19 protein-coding genes are annotated in these 22,966 nt (G+C 63.9%); 13 read left to right on the top strand and 6 right to left on the bottom strand.

What is annotated here, in order from left to right:
- Positions 1–270: 270 nt before the first annotated feature.
- The 8 genes from K663_RS04080 to K663_RS04045 all read left to right on the top strand — a co-directional run bounded on the left by K663_RS04080 (position 271) and on the right by K663_RS04045 (position 6,948).
- Positions 271–975 carry a response regulator transcription factor gene (locus K663_RS04080; protein ID WP_062114408.1) on the top strand — a complete coding sequence of 235 codons (705 nt, stop codon included), beginning with the start codon at positions 271–273 and terminating at the stop codon, positions 973–975.
- Positions 944–2,539 (top strand): sensor histidine kinase, encoded by a 1,596-nt coding sequence (locus K663_RS04075; RefSeq protein ID WP_062114406.1) that lies wholly within the window; start codon positions 944–946, stop codon positions 2,537–2,539. The genes K663_RS04080 and K663_RS04075 overlap by 32 nt, the downstream gene beginning before the upstream one ends.
- A 95-nt stretch (positions 2,540–2,634) precedes the next feature.
- On the top strand, positions 2,635–3,069 hold the full coding sequence (locus K663_RS04070; protein ID WP_062120287.1) for an HPr kinase/phosphorylase: 435 nt from the start codon (positions 2,635–2,637) through the stop codon (positions 3,067–3,069).
- The gene (rapZ, locus tag K663_RS04065) at positions 3,066–4,004 is read left to right on the top strand and encodes an RNase adapter RapZ (RefSeq protein ID WP_062114402.1); all 939 of its coding nucleotides are present in this window, start codon (positions 3,066–3,068) and stop codon (positions 4,002–4,004) included. Before K663_RS04070 ends, rapZ begins: the two co-directional genes overlap by 4 nt.
- A gap of 22 nt (positions 4,005–4,026) precedes the next feature.
- Positions 4,027–4,431 carry a PTS sugar transporter subunit IIA gene (locus tag K663_RS04060; protein ID WP_037461446.1) on the top strand — a complete coding sequence of 135 codons (405 nt, stop codon included), beginning with the start codon at positions 4,027–4,029 and terminating at the stop codon, positions 4,429–4,431.
- On the top strand, positions 4,428–4,700 hold the full coding sequence (locus tag K663_RS04055; RefSeq protein ID WP_037461445.1) for an HPr family phosphocarrier protein: 273 nt from the start codon (positions 4,428–4,430) through the stop codon (positions 4,698–4,700). The genes K663_RS04060 and K663_RS04055 overlap by 4 nt, the downstream gene beginning before the upstream one ends.
- A gap of 148 nt (positions 4,701–4,848) precedes the next feature.
- Positions 4,849–5,646 (top strand): TrmH family RNA methyltransferase, encoded by a 798-nt coding sequence (locus tag K663_RS04050; RefSeq protein WP_062114399.1) that lies wholly within the window; start codon positions 4,849–4,851, stop codon positions 5,644–5,646.
- 3 nt (positions 5,647–5,649) lie between these two features.
- A complete protein-coding gene (locus K663_RS04045; RefSeq protein WP_062114396.1) occupies positions 5,650–6,948 on the top strand; it encodes an MFS transporter in 1,299 nt (432 codons plus the stop codon).
- 5 nt (positions 6,949–6,953) lie between these two features.
- Here K663_RS04045 and K663_RS04040 read toward each other — a convergent pair whose 3' ends face one another.
- From K663_RS04040 to K663_RS04015, 6 genes are all read right to left on the bottom strand, one after another.
- Positions 6,954–8,300, bottom strand: a complete 1,347-nt coding sequence (locus K663_RS04040; RefSeq protein ID WP_062114393.1) for a sensor histidine kinase — start codon at positions 8,298–8,300, stop codon at positions 6,954–6,956.
- On the bottom strand, positions 8,297–9,016 hold the full coding sequence (locus K663_RS04035) for a response regulator (protein WP_062114391.1): 720 nt from the start codon (positions 9,014–9,016) through the stop codon (positions 8,297–8,299). The genes K663_RS04040 and K663_RS04035 overlap by 4 nt, the downstream gene beginning before the upstream one ends.
- A gap of 68 nt (positions 9,017–9,084) precedes the next feature.
- Positions 9,085–9,720: an EF-hand domain-containing protein gene (locus tag K663_RS04030; protein ID WP_062114388.1), complete on the bottom strand. Its 636-nt coding sequence runs from the start codon at positions 9,718–9,720 to the stop codon at positions 9,085–9,087.
- Between the two features lie 151 nt (positions 9,721–9,871).
- Entirely contained in the window at positions 9,872–11,089 is a 1,218-nt protein-coding gene (locus K663_RS04025; RefSeq protein WP_062114386.1) for an argininosuccinate synthase, read from the bottom strand.
- Positions 11,090–11,278: 189 nt separating this feature from the next.
- Positions 11,279–12,244: a hypothetical protein gene (locus K663_RS04020; protein ID WP_145902230.1), complete on the bottom strand. Its 966-nt coding sequence runs from the start codon at positions 12,242–12,244 to the stop codon at positions 11,279–11,281.
- 168 nt (positions 12,245–12,412) lie between these two features.
- Complete coding sequence (locus K663_RS04015; RefSeq protein ID WP_062114380.1) at positions 12,413–12,607, bottom strand: DUF4169 family protein; 195 nt, start codon at positions 12,605–12,607, stop codon at positions 12,413–12,415.
- A 149-nt stretch (positions 12,608–12,756) separates the two neighbouring features.
- Between K663_RS04015 and K663_RS04010 the strand changes: the two genes are divergently transcribed.
- The 5 genes from K663_RS04010 to rpoB all read left to right on the top strand — a co-directional run bounded on the left by K663_RS04010 (position 12,757) and on the right by rpoB (position 22,917).
- Complete coding sequence (locus K663_RS04010) at positions 12,757–13,683, top strand: LysR family transcriptional regulator (RefSeq protein ID WP_062114377.1); 927 nt, start codon at positions 12,757–12,759, stop codon at positions 13,681–13,683.
- Between the two features lie 266 nt (positions 13,684–13,949).
- Positions 13,950–16,103 (top strand): TonB-dependent receptor domain-containing protein, encoded by a 2,154-nt coding sequence (locus K663_RS04005; protein ID WP_062114375.1) that lies wholly within the window; start codon positions 13,950–13,952, stop codon positions 16,101–16,103.
- A 97-nt stretch (positions 16,104–16,200) separates the two neighbouring features.
- Positions 16,201–17,316, top strand: coding sequence for a DUF47 family protein (locus K663_RS04000; protein ID WP_062114372.1), 1,116 nt, complete (start codon positions 16,201–16,203; stop codon positions 17,314–17,316).
- A 107-nt stretch (positions 17,317–17,423) separates the two neighbouring features.
- On the top strand, positions 17,424–18,425 hold the full coding sequence (locus K663_RS03995; protein WP_062114370.1) for an inorganic phosphate transporter: 1,002 nt from the start codon (positions 17,424–17,426) through the stop codon (positions 18,423–18,425).
- 328 nt (positions 18,426–18,753) lie between these two features.
- Positions 18,754–22,917, top strand: coding sequence for a DNA-directed RNA polymerase subunit beta (gene rpoB, locus K663_RS03990; RefSeq protein WP_062114367.1), 4,164 nt, complete (start codon positions 18,754–18,756; stop codon positions 22,915–22,917).
- The last annotated feature ends 49 nt before the right edge of the window (positions 22,918–22,966 follow it).

Below are 22,966 nucleotides of genomic sequence, written 5' to 3'. Positions count from 1 at the left end.
ATATGTAAATCCGGTTCGCCAGCAACTGCCCGCGACCCATCCGCTCCTCAGCGCCGCGATCCCTTGTGCGCGGCGTCATTCTTGCAGATGGCAGGGGCAATAAGCCTTTGCATCCCCAGCGTCAAACCCCGGCAGCGCGCCGTTTATCCCAAATCAGGAAGCACAAACCGCATTATTGCCTGCCTACCCCTTTCTTGCGGGCGAGGCGGGCATCGTCTAACGCTTGAAAGAAAGGCCTGGATTTGGCGGCCACGACCTTTGGAAAGACGCATGACTGCAACCGTCGCCCTTGTGGATGATGACAAGAATATCCTGACTTCGGTGTCCATCGCGCTGCAGGCCGAAGGCTTCATGACGCGTCTCTATTCGGACCCGGATGGCGCGCTGAAGGCGCTGATCGACAATCCCGCCGACCTCGCCGTGTTCGACATAAAGATGCCGGGCATGGACGGGCTGGAACTGTTGCGCCGCCTGCGGGAAAAAAGCCATATGCCGGTGATTTTCCTGACGTCCAAGACAGATGAGCTGGACGAGGCGCTGGGCCTCGCCATGGGTGCGGATGACTATATCGCCAAACCCTTTTCGCAACGCCTGCTGATCGCCCGGATCAGGGCCATCCTGCGCCGTTCGGAAGCAAGCCGCTCACCTGAATCCCCCAACGAACCCGCCGCCGACCCGATCGTGCGCGGCCGTCTGGAAATGGACCCCGCCCGCCATCGGGTGAAGTGGATGGGACAGGACGTCACGCTGACCGTCACCGAATTCCTGATCCTCGAAACGCTCGCCGCGCGGCCGGGCGTGGTCAAGAACCGCAATCAGTTGATGGACGCCGCCTATCAGGATGACGTCTATGTCGACGACCGCACGATCGACAGCCACATCAAACGTCTCCGCCGCAAATTCCGCGAGGTTGATCCTGAATTCAATGCAATCGACACCCTCTATGGAGCCGGATATCGCTTCTCCGAGGAATGAGGCGCGCGAAGCGGGATTGCGCTGGTCGGGCCGTATCAGCCTGACGCCGCGCATCCTGGCCGTGAACGTGTTCGCGCTGGCGCTGCTGGCGGGCGGCTTCTTTTATCTGGACAGCTACCGCACGCGCATCGTCGATGCGCGGCTGGAACAATCCGCGCGTGAATTGAAGCTGCTGGCCATCGGGCTGCAAGCGGCCCAGCCCGACCGGCAGAATTTGCTGATCGCCGCCTATTCCCGCCAGACGGGCGACCGCATCCGCCGCTATGGGCCGGACCGGCAACTGGTCGCCGACAGTTTCACCATGCGCGCGCCCCGCTATCGCCTGCGCCTGCCTTCGGAGGAAGGCTGGCAGCGCCATGTCGCGCGCTTCCTGGACAAGGCGGTGGATCGCGTCGTCTTCGCCGATCGCCCTCCTGATTTTGAGGAGCCAGCAATCGACCGGGCCGATGCATGGCCGGAACTCACGCTTGCGCGCAAGACGGGGCGGCCTCAGGCGATGAACCGCTATGCGCCCGACCGGACCTTCATGATCTCGGCCGCCGCCACCGTGTCGGACGGCAGCAGCCTTCTCGCCACTGAGAACGCGCGCGACATCACCCGGATCGTCCGCGCCGAACGGCTGCGGTTGGGGATCGTCATCGCCGCAGCGGTGCTGGCGTCGGTGCTGCTCTCGCTCTTCCTCGCGCGCACCATCGTTCAACCTTTGCAGCGCCTTGCCCGCGCCGCCGTTCGCGTGCGCCTTGGCCGGGCGCGCGAAGTGACGGTGCCGCGCCTGCCTGAACGGCGCGACGAAATCGGCATGCTGGCGCGCGCGCTGTCGGACATGAGCCATGCGCTGCGCCAGCGCATCGACGCGACCGACGCCTTCGCCGCCGATGTCAGCCATGAACTCAAAAACCCGATAGCCTCGCTCCGCTCCGCCCTTGATGCGCTGGACCGGGTGGACAGGCCTGATCTTCGCGCACAGCTGATGGCGATCGCGCAGGACGACGTGCGGCGGCTGGATCGCCTCGTCACCGACATTGCCGAAGCCTCGCGCATCGACGCCCAGCTTTCACGCACCCGTTTCGAACCGATCGACCTTGGCCTGCTGATCGAACGCATGATCGTCGCCCGCGAAGCGCGCGGCGTACCCCGCGACATCCGCCTCGCCTTCGCCCGGCCGCGCAAGAATGTGGCGGTGGTGCTGGGTGAGGAACAACGCCTGCTGCGCGTGCTCGACAATCTGATCGACAACGCCATTTCCTTCTCGCCCGATGGCGGGCTGGTCCAGATCGTTGCGACCGTCGCCGACAATGAAGTGCTGGTCAGCGTCGAGGATGAAGGACCGGGCGTCCCGGAATCGCAGCGGGAACATGTGTTCCGCCGCTTCCACAGCGTCCGCCCGGAAGCGGAAAGCTTCGGCAAGCATTCGGGCCTCGGCCTCGCCATCGCCCGCTCCATCGTCGAAGGCCATCAGGGCAAGATCAGCATCGCCGACCGCGAGGATAATCAGAGGGGCGCCTGCTTCATGCTGCGCCTGCCCATGGCGGTCGAGCGCGATCCGGGAATTGTCTCGGAATAGGACGCCGCCAGCCTCAAGTTTTTGCGACGATAGCAGCTTTCGCCCCCGCAATTCGTTTCCCACCAGCCTGGACAAGGTCTAAGAAGGCAGTGGGTATGGTGCGGGAAGAAACAAGCGAAACATTGCACGCGACGAGCGTCGCCATCGGCGGGCGCGCGGTATTGCTGTGCGGGCCAAGCGGCGTGGGCAAGTCCGACCTCGCGCTGCGGCTCATCGACCGTGGGGCAACGCTCGTCAGCGACGATTATACATTGCTGAAATGGGTCGACGGGCGGCTGGAGGCCACCGCGCCGCAAACCATCACCGGCATGATGGAGGTGCGTGGCATCGGGCTCGTCGACATGCCCTGCATCGACTATGCGCGCGTCGCACTGATGGTCGATCTGTCCGATGACATCGACCGGATGCCCGCCGACCCGGAAGAAAGGATGATCGCAGGCGCCGCCATTCCGGTGGTCAGGATCGCCCCGCTCGAACCTTCCGCGCCGATCAAGGTCGAGCTGGCGCTCAAGACCATGGGGCTCGCGTGAACGCTCCGACGCCCAAGACCATCCTGCTCGTTTCCGGCCTCTCCGGGGCAGGCAAGACGACGGCGCTCAAGACGCTGGAGGATATGGGCTGGGAAGTCGTGGACAACTTGCCCCTGCTGCTCCTCGAACGCCTGCTCGACACGCCTGTACCTGCGGGCCACGAGGATATAGACGATCGCCCGCTGGCGCTGGGCATCGACGCACGCACGCGCGGTTTCGACGCGCAGGCGATCGTCCGGCGGATCAAGGCGCTGCGCAGCCGCCAGGGCCATGACATCGAAACGCTGTTCCTCGACTGTTCGGACATGGAGCTGGAGCGCCGCTTCGCCGAAACCCGCCGCCGCCATCCGCTCGCGTCGGATCGCCCCGCCGCGCACGGGCTTGCGCGCGAACGCGAACTCACCGACCCGCTGCGCCGCTGGGCAACCCATATCATCGACACGACCAGCCTCACCAGCAACGGCTTGCAGCAGGAGATCCGCAACCGCTTCTCCCGCGACGGCCTGTCGGCTCCGGTGCTGACGATCATGTCCTTCGGCTTTTCACGTGGCATCCCGCTCAACGCCGACCTCGTCTTCGACATGCGCTTCCTGCGCAATCCGCACTGGGAACCCGACCTGCGGCCAAAGACCGGCCTCGACCCGGCCGTGGCCGCCTATATTATCGAAGATCCCGCTTATGAGGAAACGGTCCGCCGCATGGAAGAATTGCTGGCGCTGCTGCTGCCTCGCTATGCGGAAAGCGGGAAAAGTTACGTCACTGTCGCCTTCGGCTGCACCGGCGGACGCCATCGGTCGGTCCATGTCGCTGAACGCGTAGCCAAATACTTGCAAGACGCGGGCTTTTCGCCCACGGTCTCGCACCGCAATATGGAATCAGCGCCCCGGGACAGCCTGGAGAAGCGCGAACCGGGAGGCCCGAAAGCACAATCATGAAACAATTTGGGCCGATAGATAGATGATTGGACTGGTACTTGTCACCCATGGTTCGCTGGCGACGGAATTTGTCGTGGCGATGGAACATGTGGTCGGTCCGCAACAGCAGATCGAAACAATCTGCATCGGACCGGAAGACGATATGGAAGTGCGACGGGCCGACATCGCCGCCGCCGTCGCCCGCGTGAATGACGGATCAGGCGTCATCCTGCTGACCGACCTGTTCGGCGGCACCCCGTCCAACCTTGCCATTTCGCTGCTGAAGGCGGGCGAGATCGAGGTGATCGCGGGCATCAACCTTCCCATGCTCATCCGCCTGGAAAGCGCGCGCAAGGTCATGGACGTGCGCCAGGCCGTCGCCGCCGCGCGCGAAGCCGGACAAAAATATATCAGCGTGGCATCTGAACTATTGGGTAGCACTACATGAGCGAATTGAGTCAGGAAGTCCGCATCAGCAACAAACGCGGACTTCACGCGCGCGCCAGCGCGAAATTCGTGACGCTGGCCAGCGGACTGCCTGCCCAGATTACCGTCCGCAAGGACGGCAGCGAAGTGACCGGCACGTCGATCATGGGCCTGATGATGCTGGGCGCGGCGATGGGCGATTCCATCGTCATCAGCGCCACGGGGCCGCAGGCGGCGGATGCGCTGGGCAAGCTGGTGACGCTGGTCGAGGACAAGTTCGGCGAGGAATAAGGCCTGTTGCGTCCGTACCCGCCGCAACCGCATCTCCATCGCCCGGCAGGAGGCATGCAGCGCGGCCTGACGCGCCCACTACCCTTTTTCTCGCGCGCCCTATAGAGAGGCCGCTTCGGCGGACTTCCAAAAGGCTCAAGACAGGATCGTGGCACGCGAAATCACCGGATTCTCCAACCCGCTGGTGAAGCGTGTGCGGTCCTTGCGCGAAAAGAAGTTCCGCAAGGCTGAGGGGCTGTTTCTCGCCGAAGGCCTACGCATCCTCACCGAAGCGCGCGAGGAAGGCGTGCTGCCGGAAATGCTGTTCCATGCCGGATCGACGCACCCGCTGGCCGTCGGCCTGATCGCGGCCATGGAGGATGCGGGGGGCGACGTCATCGAAACCACGCCCGACATATTGTCCAAGATCAGCGGCAAGGACAATGCGCAGGCCGTGGTCGGCGTCTATCGCGACCGGCTGACCCCGCTGGCAAAGCTGGACCGGGGCAAGGCGGATATCTGGATCGTCGCCCAGTCGCTGCGCGATCCCGGCAATCTCGGCACCATCCTGCGCACGGGCGATGCCGTGGGCGCTGGCGGCCTTATCCTGATCGACGATTGCGTCGATCCCTTTTCGGTCGAATCCGTACGCGCCAGCATGGGCGCGCTCTTTACGCAATCCATCACCCAGGCCCGTTGGGGCGAATTCATGCATTGGCTGCGTCAGGGTCCGGGCGAACTGATCGGCACCAGCCTCAATGCCACCCAGGATTATCAGGAACCGCGCTACCAAAGCCCCAGCTTCCTGCTCGTCGGCAATGAAGCGCAGGGCCTGCCCGAATCCTATGAGGCGGAATGCGACCTGCTCGTGAAGATGCCGATGCTGGGCAAGGCCGACAGCCTGAACGCCGCCGTCGCCTGCGCGGTGATGGCCTATGAATTACTGAACCAGAAAAGAAAGTCGTAGAAAATGGCGCGAGGGGGCGTGCAGGCGATGGAAGCGAACGGGATCGAGGCAATGCTGCGGCACAAGCGGGTGCTGGCGGCCAGCCTGATCGGCACGGCGGTCGAATTTTACGACTTCTATATCTACGCCACCGCCGCCAGCCTGGTATTCGGCCCCCTGTTCTTCCCCGCCACATCGCCTTCCGCGCAGCTCATGGCGGCCTATGGCAGCCTGGCGCTCGCCTTCTTCGCCCGGCCGCTCGGCGCGGCGGTGTTCGGCCATTATGGCGACCGCATCGGGCGGAAGGCGACGCTGGTTACCTCGCTCATGCTGATGGGCGCATCGACATTGGCGATCGGTTTCCTGCCCACTTACCAGATGATCGGCTGGTGGGCGCCGCTGATCCTGTGCATCCTGCGCTTCGGGCAGGGCTTTGGCCTTGGCGGGGAATGGGGCGGCGCGGCGCTGCTCGCTGTGGAAAACGCGCCGCCCGGATGGCGCGCGCGCTTCGGCATGTTCCCGCAACTGGGCGCACCGGTCGGCTTCCTCGCCGCCAATGGCCTGTTCCTGATCCTGGGCATGTTTCTCACTGACGAAGACTTCTTCGCCTGGGGCTGGCGTCTCCCGTTCCTTGGCAGCGCGGTGCTGGTGTTCCTGGGCCTCTGGGTCCGCCTGAAACTCAGCGAAACCCCGGAATTTGCCGCAGCCCAGGCCGAGGCGCCACCGCCCGCCCTGCCCCTTGCTACCCTCTTCTCCCACCATCTGGGCGCAGCGGTCGCGGGCACCTTCGCGGTCGTCGCCTGCTTCGCCGTCTATTATATCGCTACCGCCTTCGCGCTCGGATACGGCACCACCACGCTCAACATCGGCCGCGAAACCTTCCTCGCGATTCAGCTTGGCGCGATCCTGTTCATGGCGCTCAGCATCATCATCGCTGGCTGGTGGGCGGACAAGACCAGCCCGACGCGCGTGCTGGTGGCGGGCTGCATCGGCACGGTTCTGATGGGCGTCATCTTCGGCCCCGCCATGGGCACGGGCCAGTTGCTGCCGATCTTCCTGATACTCAGCCTGGCCCTGTTCCTGATGGGCTTCGTCTACGGGCCGCTGGGCGCTTATCTGCCCCATCTGTTCCCGGTCCAGCTTCGCTACACCGGCGCGTCATTCTCGTTCAATCTGGGCGGGATCATCGGCGGCGCGCTGGCCCCCATCGTCGCCACATGGCTGATCCAGGTGCAGGGCGTCGAACTGGTCGGCCTCTACATGTCCGCTGCCGCCGCGATCAGCCTTGGCGGGCTATGGTTCACCAGCCGTAATCCCGCCTGACGGGATCAGGCCGGGATCACCAGACTGGCCTCCAGCCCGCCGCCGGTCCGGTTCGCCAGCCGCAGCGCGCCGCCATGCTCCGCCATGATCGCGCGGACCAGCGCCAGCCCCAGCCCCGCGCCGCCGGTCTCCCGGTTGCGCGACCCTTCCATCCGGGTGAACGGCTCCATCATCTCTTCCATGCGGTCCTCGGCAATGCCCGGCCCGTCATCGGCGACGACCAGGCGGATCGCGCCCTCTTCCCGCACCACCGATACATGCGCGCGCTCGCCATAGACGATGGCGTTTTCGATCAGGTTGCGCAGCGCCCGGCGGATCTGCTGCGGCCTTACCGAAGCCACTGCGCGCGCGCTGTCCGCCATCTCGACGGCTGATCCCAGTTCGACAAAGTCCTCGACCACCGCATCGGCCAGCGCGGACAGATCGACCTTCTGCGCGGCTTCCGTGCTGCGCCCCGCCCGCGCCAGCGACAATATATCCTCCAGCATCCGGTTCATCTCGTCGATCGTCTCGGACATGCGCGCGCGCTCGCCCTCATCCTCGACCGATTCGGCCCGCACCCGCAGCGACGCGAGCGGCGTCCGCAGGTCATGGCCGATCGCGCCCAGCATCCGGTCCTTCTCGTCCAGCATGGCGACGATGCGGCTGCGCATCGCGTTGAAGGCGGTGGTCAGCTCGCGCACGTCACCCGGCCCGCGCTCCTCGACCGGATCGGCCGAACCGGTGCGGGCGAACTGCTGCGCCGACCGCGTCAACTGCCCCAGCGGCCGCGCCAGTCTCCGCCCGACCCACAGCAGCGGCGCCAGCACGATCACGTAAAGGATCAGCGTCTGCCACGCCAGCCAGCCGCCATAGCGCGCCGGGCGGTCGCCTATGCGCGACTGCGTGACGATCCATTTGCCCTGCTCATATTCCGCCGCCATGACCAGCCTGCGGCTACGGGGACCGCCGCGCTCATCGCCCATCGCGCGCATCCGTACCCGTTCCCACCGGCGCAGCGGCGGCGCGCGGCTTTGCTCGAACACCTGCACCGACAGGACCGGTAAGCCAATGTCGGCGAACATCGCCAGCGCCCTTCGCTCGATCTCCGGCCGTCTGTCGCCGTCCAGCGCGGGCATGGCGTTGAAAAAGCGCGCGCGCGGCGGCCGGTTGGCGGCGGGCGGCTCGCCCCGGCTGTCCAGCGCGTCGGCGATGCGATAGACGCCCGGCGCCGTCTGCGCCGTCAGCGTCAGCCGGTTGCGTTCCTGCAACAGCAGCCCGAAATTGATCGCCTGCGCCACGAACAGCGCGATGGCGACCAGCATGATGATCTGCCCGGCCAGGCTCTGCGGCCAGAAACGGATGCGCTTCACAGCTTTCTCACATCCGCGGCCAGCGTATAGCCGCCGCCCCACACGGTCTTGATCAGCGTCGGGTTCTTGGGGTCCGGCTCGATCTTCTTGCGCAGGCGGCTGATCTGGTTGTCGATCGCGCGGTCGAACGCATTGGCCTCGCGCCCCTGCGTGATGTCGAGCAACTGGTCGCGGCTCAGCACCTGGTTGGGCCGGGTTGCAAAGGCCAGCATCAGATTATATTCGGCGGTCGACAGCGGCAGCACCACGCCTTCCTGGTCCACCAGCACGCGCTCATGCGTCTTGAGCAGCCATCCCGCAAAGGCGTAGGTTGCGCCATCCGGCGCTGTCACCCGCTGGCCGCCGGTCGCGACGCGGCGGAAAATCACCTTGATCCGCGCCACCAGTTCGCGCGGCGAAAAGGGCTTCAGCACATAATCGTCGGCGCCCATTTCGAGGCCCACGATGCGGTCCGTCTCCTCGGACTTCGCGGTCAGCAGGATGACGGGAATTTCGCTCGTCTCGCGAATATGGCGGCACAGCGACAGCCCGTCCTCGCCCGGCATCATGATGTCCAGGATGACAAGGTCGATCGCGCTGGCGTTGAGGCGCATCCGCGCTTCCGCCGCGCTTTCCACGGCGGTCACGCGAAAGCCGTTGCGTGACAGATATTGCGCCAGCGGCTCGCGGATCGAACGCTCGTCATCGACGAGCAGCAGATGGGGTTTTTCGCTCATGGGGGATATCTGTCACGACTGTCATCGGCTTGGAAGGGTGGAGGACGTCCCCCACCCTGCCTTGCGCGTTATTCCTTCGGCGCGGCGTCCATGCCACGGCGCTGCTGCCATGCATCGCGCCGGGCCTGCTGCGCCGCCTTCATTTCCTCGGCGGTTACGGAGCCGTCCTTGTTGCTGTCGGCCTTGTCGAACATCGCCATCGGCCGGGCCATGAATTCGGCGCGGGTCAGCACGCCATCCTTCGCGGCCTCGCCCTTCATCCCGCCACGGCCGAACATCATGCCGCCGCCAAAGCCATGATGGCCGCCCCGGCCAAATCGCTTGCCATGGCCTTCCCCGCCACGGCGTTCGGACCGCGCCTGATGAGCGGCGTCGAATTCAGCCTTGCTGATCTGGCCGTCCTTGTCGCCATCCATCGCGGCGAAGCGCTGGTCCATCCGCGCCTTGCGGGTGATGTCGCGATCTTCTTTCGTCAGCTTGCCGTCGCGATTGGCGTCCATCTTCGTGAAACGCGCATCAAGGGCGGCGGTGAACTCCGCCTTGCTGACCTGGCCGTCCTTGTTGGCGTCGGCCATCGCGATCATGCCGCCATGGCGGCCCTTGGGCGCGCCATCGCCGGGTTGCGCCAGCGCCAGATGTGACACCGCCAGTCCACCGACGAACAGCGAGCCGACAGCGACCGTGCCAAAAAATTTGCGGATCATTTAATCTTCCTTCCAAAAGGTGACGAACGGCCATCGCCGCTCCTGAAACCCTTATGGGGAAGACTTGTCCCGCAACCTTGTCATGTCACGGCCGAAATTGTCGTAATTTGTAACAGGGCGGCACGCACGCCGCGCCGCCCCGAGCTTGCAATCAGGCGTCGCGCCGACCCAGCAGCCGCAACCGCAGCGCGTTCAGCTTGATGAAGCCGGCCGCATCGCGCTGGTCATAGGCGCCCGCATCATCCTCGAACGTCACGACCTTTTCACTGTACAGCGAATAAGGCGACTTGCGGCCAACGACATGGACGCCACCCTTGTACAGCTTCAGCCGGACGGTGCCCGTCACCTTTTCCTGGCTATGGTCGATCGCCGCCTGCAACATCTCGCGTTCGGGGCTGAACCAGAAGCCGTTATAGATAAGCTCGGCATATTTGGGGGCCAGCTCATCCTTCAGATGCGCCGCGCCGCGATCCAGCGTCAACTGTTCGATGCCGCGATGCGCCAGATGATAGATGGTGCCGCCCGGGGTTTCATACATGCCGCGCGACTTCATGCCGACGAAGCGGTTTTCGACCAGGTCGAGGCGGCCGATACCATGCTTGCGGCCATATTCGTTCAGCGTTTCCAGCAGCGTCGCCGGGCTCATGCCCACGCCGTTGATCGCCACGCCATCGCCACGCTCGAAATCGACCGTGATATATTCGGGCGCGTCCGGCGCGTCCTCCGGGTTGACCGTGCGCGAATAGACATAGTCGGGCACTTCTTCCCACGGATCTTCCAGCACCTTGCCCTCGGACGAGGTGTGCAGCATGTTCGCGTCGGTCGAAAACGGGCTTTCGCCACGCTTGTCGCGCGGGATGGGAATCTGGTGCTGCTCGGCAAATTCGATCAGGCGGGTGCGGCTGGTCAGGTCCCACTCACGCCACGGCGCGATCACCTTGATGTCGGGCGAAAGTGCGTAATAGCCCAGTTCGAAACGGACCTGGTCATTGCCCTTGCCCGTCGCGCCATGGCTGACCGCATCGGCGCCCACCTGCCGCGCGATCTCGATCTGCCGCTTGGCGATCAGCGGGCGCGCGATCGACGTACCCAGCAGATACAGCCCCTCATACAGCGCATTGCTGCGCATCATCGGGAATACATAGTCCTTGACGAATTCCTCGCGCAGATCGTCGATGAAGATATGCTCGTCGCGCACGCCCATCAGCTTGGCCTTCTGCCGCGCCGGCTCCAGTTCCTCGCCCTGCCCCAGATCGGCGGTAAAGGTCACGACCTCGCACTGATAGGTCTGCTGCAACCATTTCAGGATCACGCTGGTGTCCAGCCCCCCCGAGAAGGCAAGGACAATGCGGTTGATCTTATCGGACATGGATGGAGCGACCTTCCTTCAAACTGGCCTTCGAACTGGCGCAAAAATCACCGGCGCGCCGGTATCAGGCGTGGCGCTCAAGTGCAACCGAGTCGGCGCGGGCGCATGCAAAAGGGGAGCGGCGGCAAACGCCGCCACTCCCTTTCAACAGGCCACCAGGGGATAGCCCGCCTTGCCCAGGCGATGGACTTAGCGCGTCTGCGGCTTGAACCCCATGTTTCGGCTACGATCCTTGCCCAGCCGATAGACCGTCTGCATCTGCGGCTCGGCATGGGTCGTCTGCGGCGCCACGGGGGTAGAAACCGGCGCATGCACAGCGGCGTCCTGTCTCTCGCGCTGCGCCAGCAGATAACGCGCCCGACGCATGCGCTTGGCATGGGTTCGGAACGGATTTTCCGCGCTCGGCGGAGCGGCGACCATCGCCGCCAGGCTGCCATGCACGGGCGCGGCGGCACCGACCGGCTGCGCTGGGCTGTGGGTCGGGGTCGCAGAAGATGCGACCGACGCGGGCTTCGCCGCCATCGGTTCGTCGCGAACGGGCGTTTGCGCATAGGGCGTTACCGCATCCTCATCTACCCGGCGGCGACGGAGGGCCGCAGCCCCGCCCAGACCCAGCAACAGCAGAGCGCCGCCACCCAGCGCCCAGTAAAGCGATTCGTCCGGCCCGTTGCTCGCTGCGGCCGGCTGCTCCTGCACTACCGGATCGGCAGCCGTCGTTTCAGGGGCACTCATATCCGGGACCACCGGGGCTACTGGCGCGGATGCGGCCTGCTGCGGCTGCATGGGATCGGTCACAGGCTCGCGCGGCGCCGGTGCCGCAGTGGCGGTACGGGATGGTTGCGGCCGTTCAGCGGCAATCCTGCGCTCGGCGATTTCTGCGGGCGCTGGGGTCGGCGTGGCTACGGATGCCTGCTCGGCCTCCGACGCCGCAACCGCCGCGGCAATGCGCTCATCGACCGACTGGGTCGGCTGCACCATGGGCGTTGAAGGGCCTATGACCGGTGCTGGCGCAGCCGGGGGGACAACCTCCGTAGTCACCGGCGCCGACACCGGTGGAGCGACCTCTTCCTGCGCAAAAGCATAGGTGGGACCAAAGGCCAGAACAGCGGCAATCGCGGCACCGGCCGAACGAACGTACAGGCTATATCCTCTCATAGTGCCAACTCAACGGGTGAGGCGACGAAATGACGGCAACAGAACCGCATGATTCAAGACGAATCGATGCAGATGATCGACGGACGGATATAACTCACCGGAATATTAATGGATGTTCATCAAAATCTATAGCCTGAGGCAGACTTTCGTTACTTTAACGCCTCACGATTATTGAGGATCATCTTCCGGAATTTCACGGCGACTGCCTTCTATCCGCCGGGTCTGCCGCGCCTCTTCCTGACGGCTGGCCTGCCGCTCCGCCTTCGTGCGCCCGAACCTGGCGCGATTGGCCGCAGCCGCCCGCTCCTTCTCGCCCCGCGCCTTGGCCTTGCGCGCCTGTCTCAGATTGATGATGTCGCCCATGACTGCTCCCCTGGCAGCGGTCCGATGGAAGGACGGTGAAGCCGGTAGCGGCGACTGAACCCGCATCACAGGCTTTCGTCAACATCCCAATGTCATCGACGCGAAGATGGCGCTTAACCCGGCGCGACAATTGCACTATCACCCGCTGCATGGCCACGCCTCCCCTGCGCCAACTGGACATTTTCGCGCAGATGGTGGCCGCCGGCGGCATCACGCGATGCGCCCGCGACACCGGCCTTTCAGCCGATGAGATCGCGCGCGGTATAGCGTCGCTGGAAATGCGCCTCGGCTACAAGCTGTTCGAGGATCTTCCCGATCGCCAGCGGCTGACCGCCGCCGGGCGCAAGACGGCGGAGGCCATGACGCTGCTGTCGCATGACCGGTCGGCCGCGTGGACCATGGATGAGCCCGACGCCGCGCCACCGGCAGTCGATGCCCCGCCGCCCGCTTCGGAACCAGCCCGGCAATCCATCACCCTCGCCGCGCCCGCCCCGGTGTTCGGCCATTTCCAGGACGCGCTGGCGGCGTTCGAGGCGGCGAATGAAGATGTTGCCATCACGCTCGACCTGTCCATCCATTTGGCTGACGAAGCGCGCCGCGCGCTGGAGCAGGGCCGCGTCGACATCGCCTATTTCTACGCCCTGGGCGAATCGGCAAACCTTCCTTCCCGCTATGGTTGGTCGGAACAGATCAACATCTATGCGGGCGCCGATCATCCCCTCGCCCGCCGCGACAGCGTGTCGCCTGAGGAGCTGCGGATCAGCCCGACGCTGACCATGGAACCGCACAACGCCCTCCGCCGCATCATCGATGAAGCGCTGGATCGGGACGGGATCGTCCTGGGTGCACCAGTCCTCGAAACCGACAATATGTTCGATATCATGACCATATTGCGGGAAGGGGCGGGCTGCTTCGCTGCCTTCGGCCCGCTGGCCCGCGACCTTGGCCGGATGACCGGCATCCGCCGCCTCGCGCTCGAAAGGCCGCTGCCCGCCATCGAAGTGCGACAGACCCTGCGCCCCCAACCGGAAGCGAACCCGGCGGCGGTTGCGCTCGCGGAATTTCTCTTCCTTTGACGTAAATCGGCTGCATTTCACAAGTCTGCCGACGCCCCGTGCCACGCACAGCGGATTCTCTCGCGGCGCACCCCTAACACGGCATTACCCTATCATTTCGAGCCGCTGCCACGCCGGACATTCTCGCGGCGGAACTTATCTAAGGCGCAAATGCTCAACTCGGACCCTCGCACGGCGCCTATGAACTGCCTGATAATGACAGTTGATATGTTATATCATTTTAGATAGGACGCCCACCAAGATCATTTTGATTAAGGGTTTAATTCATGCATTTGCCGCTGCTCCGCGCCGGTTCCGCCATCTCCGCCCTTTGCCTCGCATTCCCCGCAACAGCGCAGACCACTGCCGCACCCGCCCCGTCAAAAGGCTATCATGACGATCGCGCCGACATCATCGTCACCGCCCTCATTCCACGCAGGCAGGGCGACATCCTTTCAGGCACAACGGTCATCTCGGGCGCCAAGCTGACCCGCTCCCTGCGCCCCACGATCGGCGAAACGCTGGCGCGTCAGCCGGGCGTCTCCGCCACCTCCTTCGGTCCCAACGCCTCGCGCCCGGTGCTGCGCGGCTTTCAGGGTGAACGGGTGCGCATCCTGACCGACGGCATCGGCAGCTTCGACGTATCCAATACTTCGGTCGATCACGCCGTCGCCATCAACCCACTGACCGCCGACCGCATCGAGATACTGCGCGGACCTTCGGCACTGCTCTACGGGTCGTCGGCGATCGGCGGCGTCGTCAATGTCATCGACAGCCGCATTCCGCGACGGATCCCGGACGAGCCAATCCATGTGGACGGGATCGCCACCTATGGCAGCGCGGCGGACGAACGGACCGTCGCTGGAGAGATTGAGGTGCCGTTGGGCGGCGGGCTGGTCGCTCATGCCGACGGCAGCTACACCAAGACCGGTGACCTGCGGACCGGCGGCTATATTCTGGCAGCACCGCTTCGCGCCATCGCGGCCGTTTCCGACGAAGAGGAAATCCGCGAAGACGGACGCCTGCGCGGCAAGCTGCCCAACACGGCGGCCGAAACATGGGAAGTGGCGGGCGGCCTCGCCTATGTCGGCGATCGCGGCAATCTCGGCTTTTCCGTTTCGCACAGCGAAAATCGCTACGGCGTGCCATCACGCATCGACGTGACGGAAGCCCATGAAGATCACGATGGCGACGATCATGATCACGAAGAAGAACATGCCCATGAAGACGTTACCCTGGCCATGCAGCAGACCCGGGCAGACCTGCGCGGCGAAGTAGCGGTGAATGGCGGGTTCATCGACAGTATCCGGCTGCGCGCCGGTTGGGCGAGCTACCGGCATGACGAAATCGAGCCCAGCGGCGAAATCGGCACTACATTCCGGAATCAGTCGATGGAAAGTCGGCTGGAACTGATCCAGTCCCGCCGTGGCAATTGGGATGGCGCGTCCGGCGTGCAATATTTCACCCGCCGCTTTTCCGCCAATGGCGAAGAGAAATTCCTGCCCAAAAACGACACGGAGCAGTTGGGCTTCTTCACCCTGCAATCGGTCGATCTGGGCGATACGCGGCTGGAAGCAGGCGCGCGCTATGAAAAGACCAAACTGCGCTCAGTCCCCGATGCCGACCTGTTCATCGCGGGCCAGCGGCGCAACTTTGACGCCTTTTCAGCATCGGTCGGGGCGAGCCAGCAGATCGTTCCAGGCTGGCGGCTGGGGCTGAACCTCGCCCGCACGGAACGCGCACCATCCGCCGAAGAATTGTTCGCGCGCGGCAATCACGCCGGGACGCAGGCCTTTGAACTGGGCGATCCGACCTTCGGCCTGGAAAAAAGCTGGGGCGTGGAAGGCACGCTGCGCGGTCAGGGCGACGGCTACAGCCTGTCGCTGTCCGCCTATCACAACTGGTTTGACGGCTATATTTACGACGCCATTGTGGACGACAGCGTGTGCATGGCCGCCAATGGCGGCGCGGAACTGGAATTTCCATGCTTCCAATATGCGCAGGCGGACGCCCGTTATTGGGGCTTTGAGGCGGAGGCTTCGGTCAAGCTGGGGCAGATCGGCCGTTATGCCGTCAATCTGGATGGCGTAGCCGACTATGTGCGCGCCACCATCACCGGGTCCGGCCCGGCGCCCCGCATCCCGCCGCTTCGCCTGCTGGGCGGGCTGGAGCTACAGGACGATCGGCTGACGCTGCGCGGCGAGGTGGAGCACAGCTTCGCGCAAAATCGGATCGCAGCGACGGAAACGCGGACCGGCGGCTTTACGCTGGTCAACGCGTCGCTGTCCTTCAAACCGTTCAGCGGTAACGACCGTACCAGCATCACCGTCAGCGCCAATAATATCTTTGACGTGGAGGCGCGGCGGCATGCCAGCGTGCTGAAGGATTATGCGCCGCTTGCCGGACGGGACATTCGCGTGACGGCGCGGCTGTCGATCTGACCAACCTAGTTGATTGCGCCATGTGACGTTTTCGTTACAAGGCGCGCATGGAACAGGGGCAAGCGACAATAGGCGGGGCCGTGGGGGAGAGCTGGTAATGCGCCAGATCGCCGCGCTGCCCTATGCCACGGACGCCGACGGGTCGATGCGCATCCTGCTGATCACCTCGCGCGAGACGCGGCGATGGGTGATTCCCAAGGGCAATCGGATCAAGGGCATGGCCGGTCACCGCGCCGCCGAGGTCGAAGCCTATGAGGAAGCGGGCATCCACGGCATCGCCTGCCCCTCCTCCCTTGGCCGCTATTGCTATGACAAGCGCCGCCGCAAAGGCGGTTCCCGCGAAGCCACGGTCGAAGTTTTCCCCCTTGCAGTCACAGGCCAGTTGTCGCACTGGCCCGAGCGGGGGCAAAGGGAGCTGCGCTGGTTTCCGGTCTCGGAGGCCGCGAAGGCGGTCGATGAACCCGATCTTCAAACTATCATCGCGGCCTTTCGCGAACCGCCGCGAGATCCGGGCTGGTTCATCCGAATGCTGCTGCGGGTCAAGGAATGGCAAAGCGAAAGGACTGGAATGCTGCGGTGGTTTCACGCGCTGATGCCCAAACAGGGGCGTTTCTTCGAACAGTTTGAGGATCATGCCACGACCCTTGTCGCTGGCGCCGATGCACTCGCCAAGCTGCTGAAGGGCGGCCCGGACATGGACGCGCATATCCAGGAGATTTCCGCGCGCGAGCATGAGGCGGACGACATCATCCGCGAAGTGCTGCAGGATGTCCGGCGGATCTTCGTCACCCCATTCGACCGCAGCGCCATCACCGGCCTGATCGGCGTCATGGACGACGCCATCGACCAGATGAACCAGACGGCCAAGGCGATCGCCCTGTTCGAGGTCAAGGAATTCGCGCCGCAGATGCAGGACATGAGCGCGCTCATCGTCGAATGCGCGCGCATCACCGCCGAGGCGATGCCGCTGCTACGCTCGCTCAATCTCCATTCCGTCCGTCTCCACGACCTGACCGAGCGCTTGGTCAAGCTGGAGGGCCATGCCGACATCCTGCATGAAGCGGGCCTGAAGGCGCTCTACAATCAGGCGCGGCAGGGCAATCCCATGGACTTCGTCGTCGGCAACGAAATCTATGCTCATCTGGAAAAGGTGACCGACCGTTTCGAGGACGTCGCCAATGAAATTTCCGGGCTGGTCATCGACCACGCCTGACGCCAACTCCCGCCTCCGTTCGGGCTAAGCCTGTCGAAGTCCGCACCCGCCCTTCGATCAAGCTCGGGCGAACGGATGGATGAACCCAGAACACAAGTCAGGTCACCATGGAAGCCCAACTTGCCTTCCCGCTGCTCGTCGCCCTGATCGGCGTCGCGCTTGCCTTCGACTTTCTGAACGGCCTGCACGACGCCGCGAACTCGATCGCCACGATCGTATCGACCCGCGTGCTGAAGCCACAATATGCGGTCGCATGGGCGGCCTTCTTCAATTTCATCGCCTTTCTATTCTTCGGCCTGCATGTCGCCGAAACCGTCGGGAAAGGCATTGTCGATGCCAACATCATCGACCCGCCGGTGATCTTCGGCGCGCTGATGGGGGCCATCGCCTGGAACCTCATTACCTGGGGCCTTGGCATCCCTTCCTCCTCCAGCCATGCATTGATCGGCGGACTGCTGGGCGCGGGCACGGCCAAGGCGGGGCTTGGCGCGGTCGTCTGGAGCGGCGTGTTCAAGACCAGTGCGGCCATCGTCCTGTCGCCCGCGATCGGCCTCATTCTCGCGCTTTTCCTGGTGCTGCTCATCAGCTGGATTTTCCGCCGCTTCACGCCGCAGGGCGCGGATCGGGTGTTCCGCAAGCTCCAACTGGTCTCGGCCTCGCTCTACTCGCTGGGCCATGGCGGAAATGACGCACAGAAGACGATGGGGATCATTGCTGTGCTGCTCTATTCGCAGGGCATGCTGACAGGCGGTTTTCATGTTCCCTTCTGGGTGGTGATCTCCTGCCAGGCGGCGATGGGCCTTGGCACCCTGCTCGGTGGTTGGAAGATCGTCCACACCATGGGTTCGAAAATCACTCGGCTTACCCCATCACAGGGCTTCTGCGCCGAAACGGGGGGAGCGATAACCCTGTTCATGGCCACGCATCTGGGCGTGCCGGTTTCCACCACGCACACGATCACCGGCGCCATCGTCGGGGTGGGCGCATCGCGGCGGCTGTCGGCCGTTCGCTGGAACGTGGCGTCCAGCATCGTCGTCGCCTGGGTCGTGACCCTGCCCGCCGCAGGCTTGATAGGCGCAGGCTTCTATCACCTGACCCGGCTTTTCTGACCGGATGGAAGAATGGGCGGCCCGCCCCTTCACAAAGCGATGTGGCGGCTCTATATGCAGCCTTGGAAATCCGGCCCCTGTCATACTCAGTTTTGATGAGGGCCGGCCCCCGGATCGCCCGGGGATCGGTTTTGGTTAGCGCGCGAAACCGGCGGGATTGGGCGGAAAACGGCGGGTCAAAAAGTGCTGACAGTGCGGATCGGACAGTCCCGGCCCGCACTTTTTTGCGTGGTAGGCAAAGGGCGAATCACCTCCCTTTTCCCGCCGCGTCAGGCTGAAAATTCGCTGTGATGCGAAAAAACGCGACGACTTACAGGCAGGAAACGCAATGGCGACCAAAGCTCTCCCCACGATCAGCAATACCGGCGCCAAGAAGCGCATAAGGAAGGTATTCGGCGACATTCACGAAGTCGTCCAGATGCCAAACCTGATCGAGGTTCAGCGGGAGAGCTATGAACAGTTCCTCCGCTCGGACCCGTCGATCGGCTATGTCTCGGGCCTTGAAAAGACCCTGCGTTCGGTTTTCCCGATCCGCGACTTTGCCGGCACCGCCGAAATGGACTTCGTCCATTATGAGCTGGAAGAGCCGAAGTACGACGTCGAGGAATGCCGTCAGCGCGGCATCACCTATGCAGCGCCGATGCGCGTCACGCTGCGCCTGATCGTGTTCGAAGTGGACCAGGACACCGAAACCCGCTCCGTGCTCGATATCAAGGAGCAGGATGTCTACATGGGCGACATGCCGCTCATGACCGGTAACGGCACCTTCATCGTCAACGGAACCGAGCGCGTCATCGTGTCGCAGATGCACCGCTCGCCGGGCGTGCTGTTCGACCATGACCGTGGCAAGACCCACTCGTCGGGCAAATATCTCTTCGCCGCCCGCGTGATCCCTTACCGTGGCTCGTGGCTCGATTTCGAATTCGACGCCAAGGACATCGTCAATGTCCGTATCGACCGCAAGCGCAAGCTGCCGGTCACCGCGCTGCTCTATGCCCTGGGCCTGACGCCCGAGGACATGCTCGGCTATTTCTACAACAAGGTTACCTTCGTCCGTGGCGAAGGCGGCTGGCAGATCCCCTACACCGCCGAAGCATGGCGCGGTCAGAAGCCCGCATTCGACATCGTCGATGCCAAGTCGGGTGAAGTCGTGTTCGCCGCTGGCCAGAAGATTTCGCCCCGCGCCGCCAACAAGGCGGAGAAGGACGGCCTTGAAACCCTGCTGATCCCGACCGAGGAAGTCTATGGCCGCTACAGCGCCTATGACCTCATCAACGAGAGCACCGGCGAAATCTACATCGAAGCTGGTGACGAAGTGTCGCCGGAAAATCTGGAAAAGCTGGACAAGGCGGGCATCGACCGTCTCGAACTGCTCGACATCGACCATGTCACCACTGGTCCCTGGATCCGCAACACGCTGAAGGCCGACAAGGCCGAGGAGCGCGACCAGGCGCTGGCCGACATCTATCGCGTGATGCGCCCTGGCGAACCGCCGACGAAGGAAACCGCCGAAGCTCTCTTCGCCGGCCTCTTCTTCGACCCGGAACGCTATGACCTCTCGGCCGTGGGCCGCGTGAAGCTCAACATGCGCCTCGACCTCGATGCCGAGGACACCGTCACCACCCTGCGTACCGAGGATATCCTCGCGGTCGTCAAGGAATTGGTGAACCTGAAGGACGGCAAGGGCGAGATCGACGACATCGACAATCTCGGCAACCGCCGTGTACGTTCGGTGGGCGAGCTGCTGGAAAACCAGTATCGCGTCGGCCTGCTGCGCATGGAGCGTGCGGTCAAGGAACGCATGTCGTCGGTCGATGTATCGACCGTGATGCCAAACGATCTCATCAACGCGAAGCCCGCCGTGGCTGCCGTTCGTGAGTTCTTCGGCTCGTCGCAGCTATCGCAGTTCATGGATCAGACCAACCCGCTGTCGGAAGTCACCCACAAGCGCCGCGTGTCCGCGCTCGGGCCGGGCGGTCTGACCCGCGAGCGCGCAGGCTTCGAAGTCCGCGACGTTCACCCGACCCATTATGGCCGTATCTGTCCGATTGAAACGCCGGAAGGCCCGAACATCGGTCTGATCAACAGCCTCGCGACCTTCAGCCGCGTCAACAAATATGGCTTCATCGAAACGCCTTATCGCAAGGTGATCGACGGCAAGGTGACGAACGAGGTCGTCTATCTGTCGGCCATGGAAGAAGCCAAGCACACGATCGCGCAGGCAAACGCCGAGCTGACCGCTGAAGGCACGCTCGCCGAAGACCTGATCTCGGCGCGTGAAGCGGGCGAATTCCTGATGGCGCCCAAGGACCACATCACCCTGATGGACGTCAGCCCCAAGCAGCTGGTGTCGGTCGCGGCTTCGCTCATCCCGTTCCTGGAAAACGATGACGCCAACCGCGCGCTCATGGGATCGAACATGCAGCGTCAGGCCGTGCCTCTGGTACGCGCCGAAGCGCCGTTCGTCGGCACCGGCATGGAGGGCACGGTTGCCCGCGATTCCGGCGCGGCCATCACTTCGCGCCGCGCGGGCATCATCGACCAGGTCGATGCGACCCGTATCGTTATCCGCGCTACCGGCGATATCGAACCCGGCCAGTCGGGCGTGGACATCTACACGCTGCAGAAGTTCCAGCGTTCGAACCAGGACACCTGCATCAACCAGCGTCCGCTGGTGAAGGTGGGCGACCTGATCGAAGCTGGCGACGTCATCGCCGACGGTCCTTCGACCGAGTTCGGCGAACTGGCGCTGGGCCGCAACACGCTCGTCGCGTTCATGCCCTGGAATGGCTACAACTACGAAGACTCCATCCTGATCTCCGAACGGATCGTGAAGGATGACGTCTTCACCTCGATCCATATCGAGGAGTTCGAGGTCATGGCCCGCGACACCAAGCTGGGTCCGGAAGACATCACCCGCGACATTCCGAACGTCGGCGAGGAAGCGCTGCGCAACCTCGACGAGGCAGGAATCGTCTATATCGGCGCCGAAGTGGAGCCGGGCGACATTCTGGTCGGCAAGATCACCCCCAAGGGTGAATCGCCGATGACCCCGGAAGAAAAGCTGCTCCGCGCGATCTTCGGTGAAAAGGCCAGCGATGTGCGCGACACCTCCCTGCGTCTGCCGCCGGGCGTTGCAGGCACGGTCGTGGAAGTCCGCGTCTTCAACCGTCACGGCATCGACAAGGACGAACGCGCCATGGCGATCGAGCGGGAGGAAATCGACCGTCTCGCCAAGGACCGCGAGGACGAACGCGGCATCCTCAACCGCGCGACCTTCAACCGCCTCCAGGAAATGCTGCTCGGCCAGACCGCGACGGCTGCTCCCAAGGGTGTCAAGAAGGGCATCGAAATCGACGAGGCCCTGCTGTCCGAAGTCGAGCGGCATGAATGGTGGAAGTTCGCGGTCGCGGACGACGCCCGTCAAGCTGGCATCGAAGCCGTCAAGGCGCAGTATGACGAAGCGGTGAAGCTGATCGTCGAGAAGTTCGAGGATCGCGTCGATAAGCTGCAGCGCGGCGACGAGCTGCCCCCGGGCGTGCTCAAGATGGTCAAGGTGTTCGTCGCGGTGAAGCGCAAGCTGCAACCGGGCGACAAGATGGCTGGCCGTCACGGCAACAAGGGTGTGATTTCGCGCATCCTGCCGGTCGAGGACATGCCGTTCCTGGAGGACGGCACCCATGTCGATATCGTGCTCAACCCGCTGGGCGTGCCGTCGCGCATGAACGTCGGTCAGATCTTCGAAACGCATCTGGGCTGGGCCGCGCGCGGTCTGGGCGAGCAACTCAAGCATGCGCTGGAGGAATGGCGCGAAGCCAATCCGAACCCCTCGGCGGGCGACATGCCCGACGCGGTCAAGGAACGGCTGCTGACGTCCTACGGCCCGCAATATGCCGAGCAGATCGAGGCAAGGACACCGGAGCAGATCATCGATCTGGCCGAGCATCTCCAGCGGGGCATCCCGATGGCGACGCCGGTGTTCGACGGTGCGCGTGAAGCGGATGTGTCGGCGATGCTGTCACTGGCCGGCCTGCACACGTCGGGTCAGTCGGATCTTTATGACGGCCGCACCGGCGACCGTTTCGACCGCAAGGTGACTGTCGGCATCATCTACATGCTGAAACTGCACCACTTGGTCGATGACAAGATCCACGCACGTTCCATCGGCCCCTACTCGCTTGTCACCCAGCAGCCGCTGGGTGGTAAGGCGCAGTTCGGCGGCCAGCGCTTCGGTGAAATGGAGGTGTGGGCGCTCCAGGCCTACGGCGCCGCCTACACGCTGCAGGAAATGCTGACGGTGAAGTCGGACGACGTTGTCGGCCGTACCAAGGTCTACGAAGCGATCGTCAAGGGCGACGACACCTTCGAAGCCGGCATCCCCGAAAGCTTCAACGTGCTGGTCAAGGAAATGCGCTCGCTGGGCCTCAACGTCGAACTCGCCGCGATGGACGAGATCCCCGACGACGACGGCTTCGCGCAGGCGGCGGAATAAGGGAAACTGCGGGCACTGCCTTACGTCGGCAGTGCCCCTCCCCTCCTTC

The sequence above is a fragment of the Sphingobium sp. MI1205 genome (assembly GCF_001563285.1).
In the GTDB taxonomy this organism is placed as follows: domain Bacteria; phylum Pseudomonadota; class Alphaproteobacteria; order Sphingomonadales; family Sphingomonadaceae; genus Sphingobium.
The sequence above is the reverse complement of the archived record's forward strand: the minus strand, read 5'-3'. Positions and strand labels throughout refer to the sequence as shown.

Excerpts from the sequence above, each read along its gene's own strand:
- K663_RS04080 (WP_062114408.1), top strand. The coding sequence starts at position 271 with ATGACTGCAACCGTCGCCCTTGTGGATGATGACAAGAATATCCTGACT.
- K663_RS04075 (WP_062114406.1), top strand. The coding sequence starts at position 944 with ATGGAGCCGGATATCGCTTCTCCGAGGAATGAGGCGCGCGAAGCGGGA.
- K663_RS04070 (WP_062120287.1), top strand. The coding sequence starts at position 2,635 with ATGGTGCGGGAAGAAACAAGCGAAACATTGCACGCGACGAGCGTCGCC.
- K663_RS04060 (WP_037461446.1), top strand. The coding sequence starts at position 4,027 with ATGATTGGACTGGTACTTGTCACCCATGGTTCGCTGGCGACGGAATTT.
- K663_RS04055 (WP_037461445.1), top strand. The coding sequence starts at position 4,428 with ATGAGCGAATTGAGTCAGGAAGTCCGCATCAGCAACAAACGCGGACTT.
- K663_RS04045 (WP_062114396.1), top strand. The coding sequence starts at position 5,650 with ATGGCGCGAGGGGGCGTGCAGGCGATGGAAGCGAACGGGATCGAGGCA.
- K663_RS04035 (WP_062114391.1), bottom strand. The coding sequence starts at position 9,016 with ATGAGCGAAAAACCCCATCTGCTGCTCGTCGATGACGAGCGTTCGATC.
- K663_RS04030 (WP_062114388.1), bottom strand. The coding sequence starts at position 9,720 with ATGATCCGCAAATTTTTTGGCACGGTCGCTGTCGGCTCGCTGTTCGTC.
- K663_RS04025 (WP_062114386.1), bottom strand. The coding sequence starts at position 11,089 with ATGTCCGATAAGATCAACCGCATTGTCCTTGCCTTCTCGGGGGGGCTG.
- K663_RS04020 (WP_145902230.1), bottom strand. The coding sequence starts at position 12,244 with ATGAGAGGATATAGCCTGTACGTTCGTTCGGCCGGTGCCGCGATTGCC.
- K663_RS04015 (WP_062114380.1), bottom strand. The coding sequence starts at position 12,607 with ATGGGCGACATCATCAATCTGAGACAGGCGCGCAAGGCCAAGGCGCGG.
- K663_RS04010 (WP_062114377.1), top strand. The coding sequence starts at position 12,757 with ATGGCCACGCCTCCCCTGCGCCAACTGGACATTTTCGCGCAGATGGTG.
- K663_RS04005 (WP_062114375.1), top strand. The coding sequence starts at position 13,950 with ATGCATTTGCCGCTGCTCCGCGCCGGTTCCGCCATCTCCGCCCTTTGC.
- K663_RS04000 (WP_062114372.1), top strand. The coding sequence starts at position 16,201 with ATGCGCCAGATCGCCGCGCTGCCCTATGCCACGGACGCCGACGGGTCG.
- K663_RS03995 (WP_062114370.1), top strand. The coding sequence starts at position 17,424 with ATGGAAGCCCAACTTGCCTTCCCGCTGCTCGTCGCCCTGATCGGCGTC.
- rpoB (WP_062114367.1), top strand. The coding sequence starts at position 18,754 with ATGGCGACCAAAGCTCTCCCCACGATCAGCAATACCGGCGCCAAGAAG.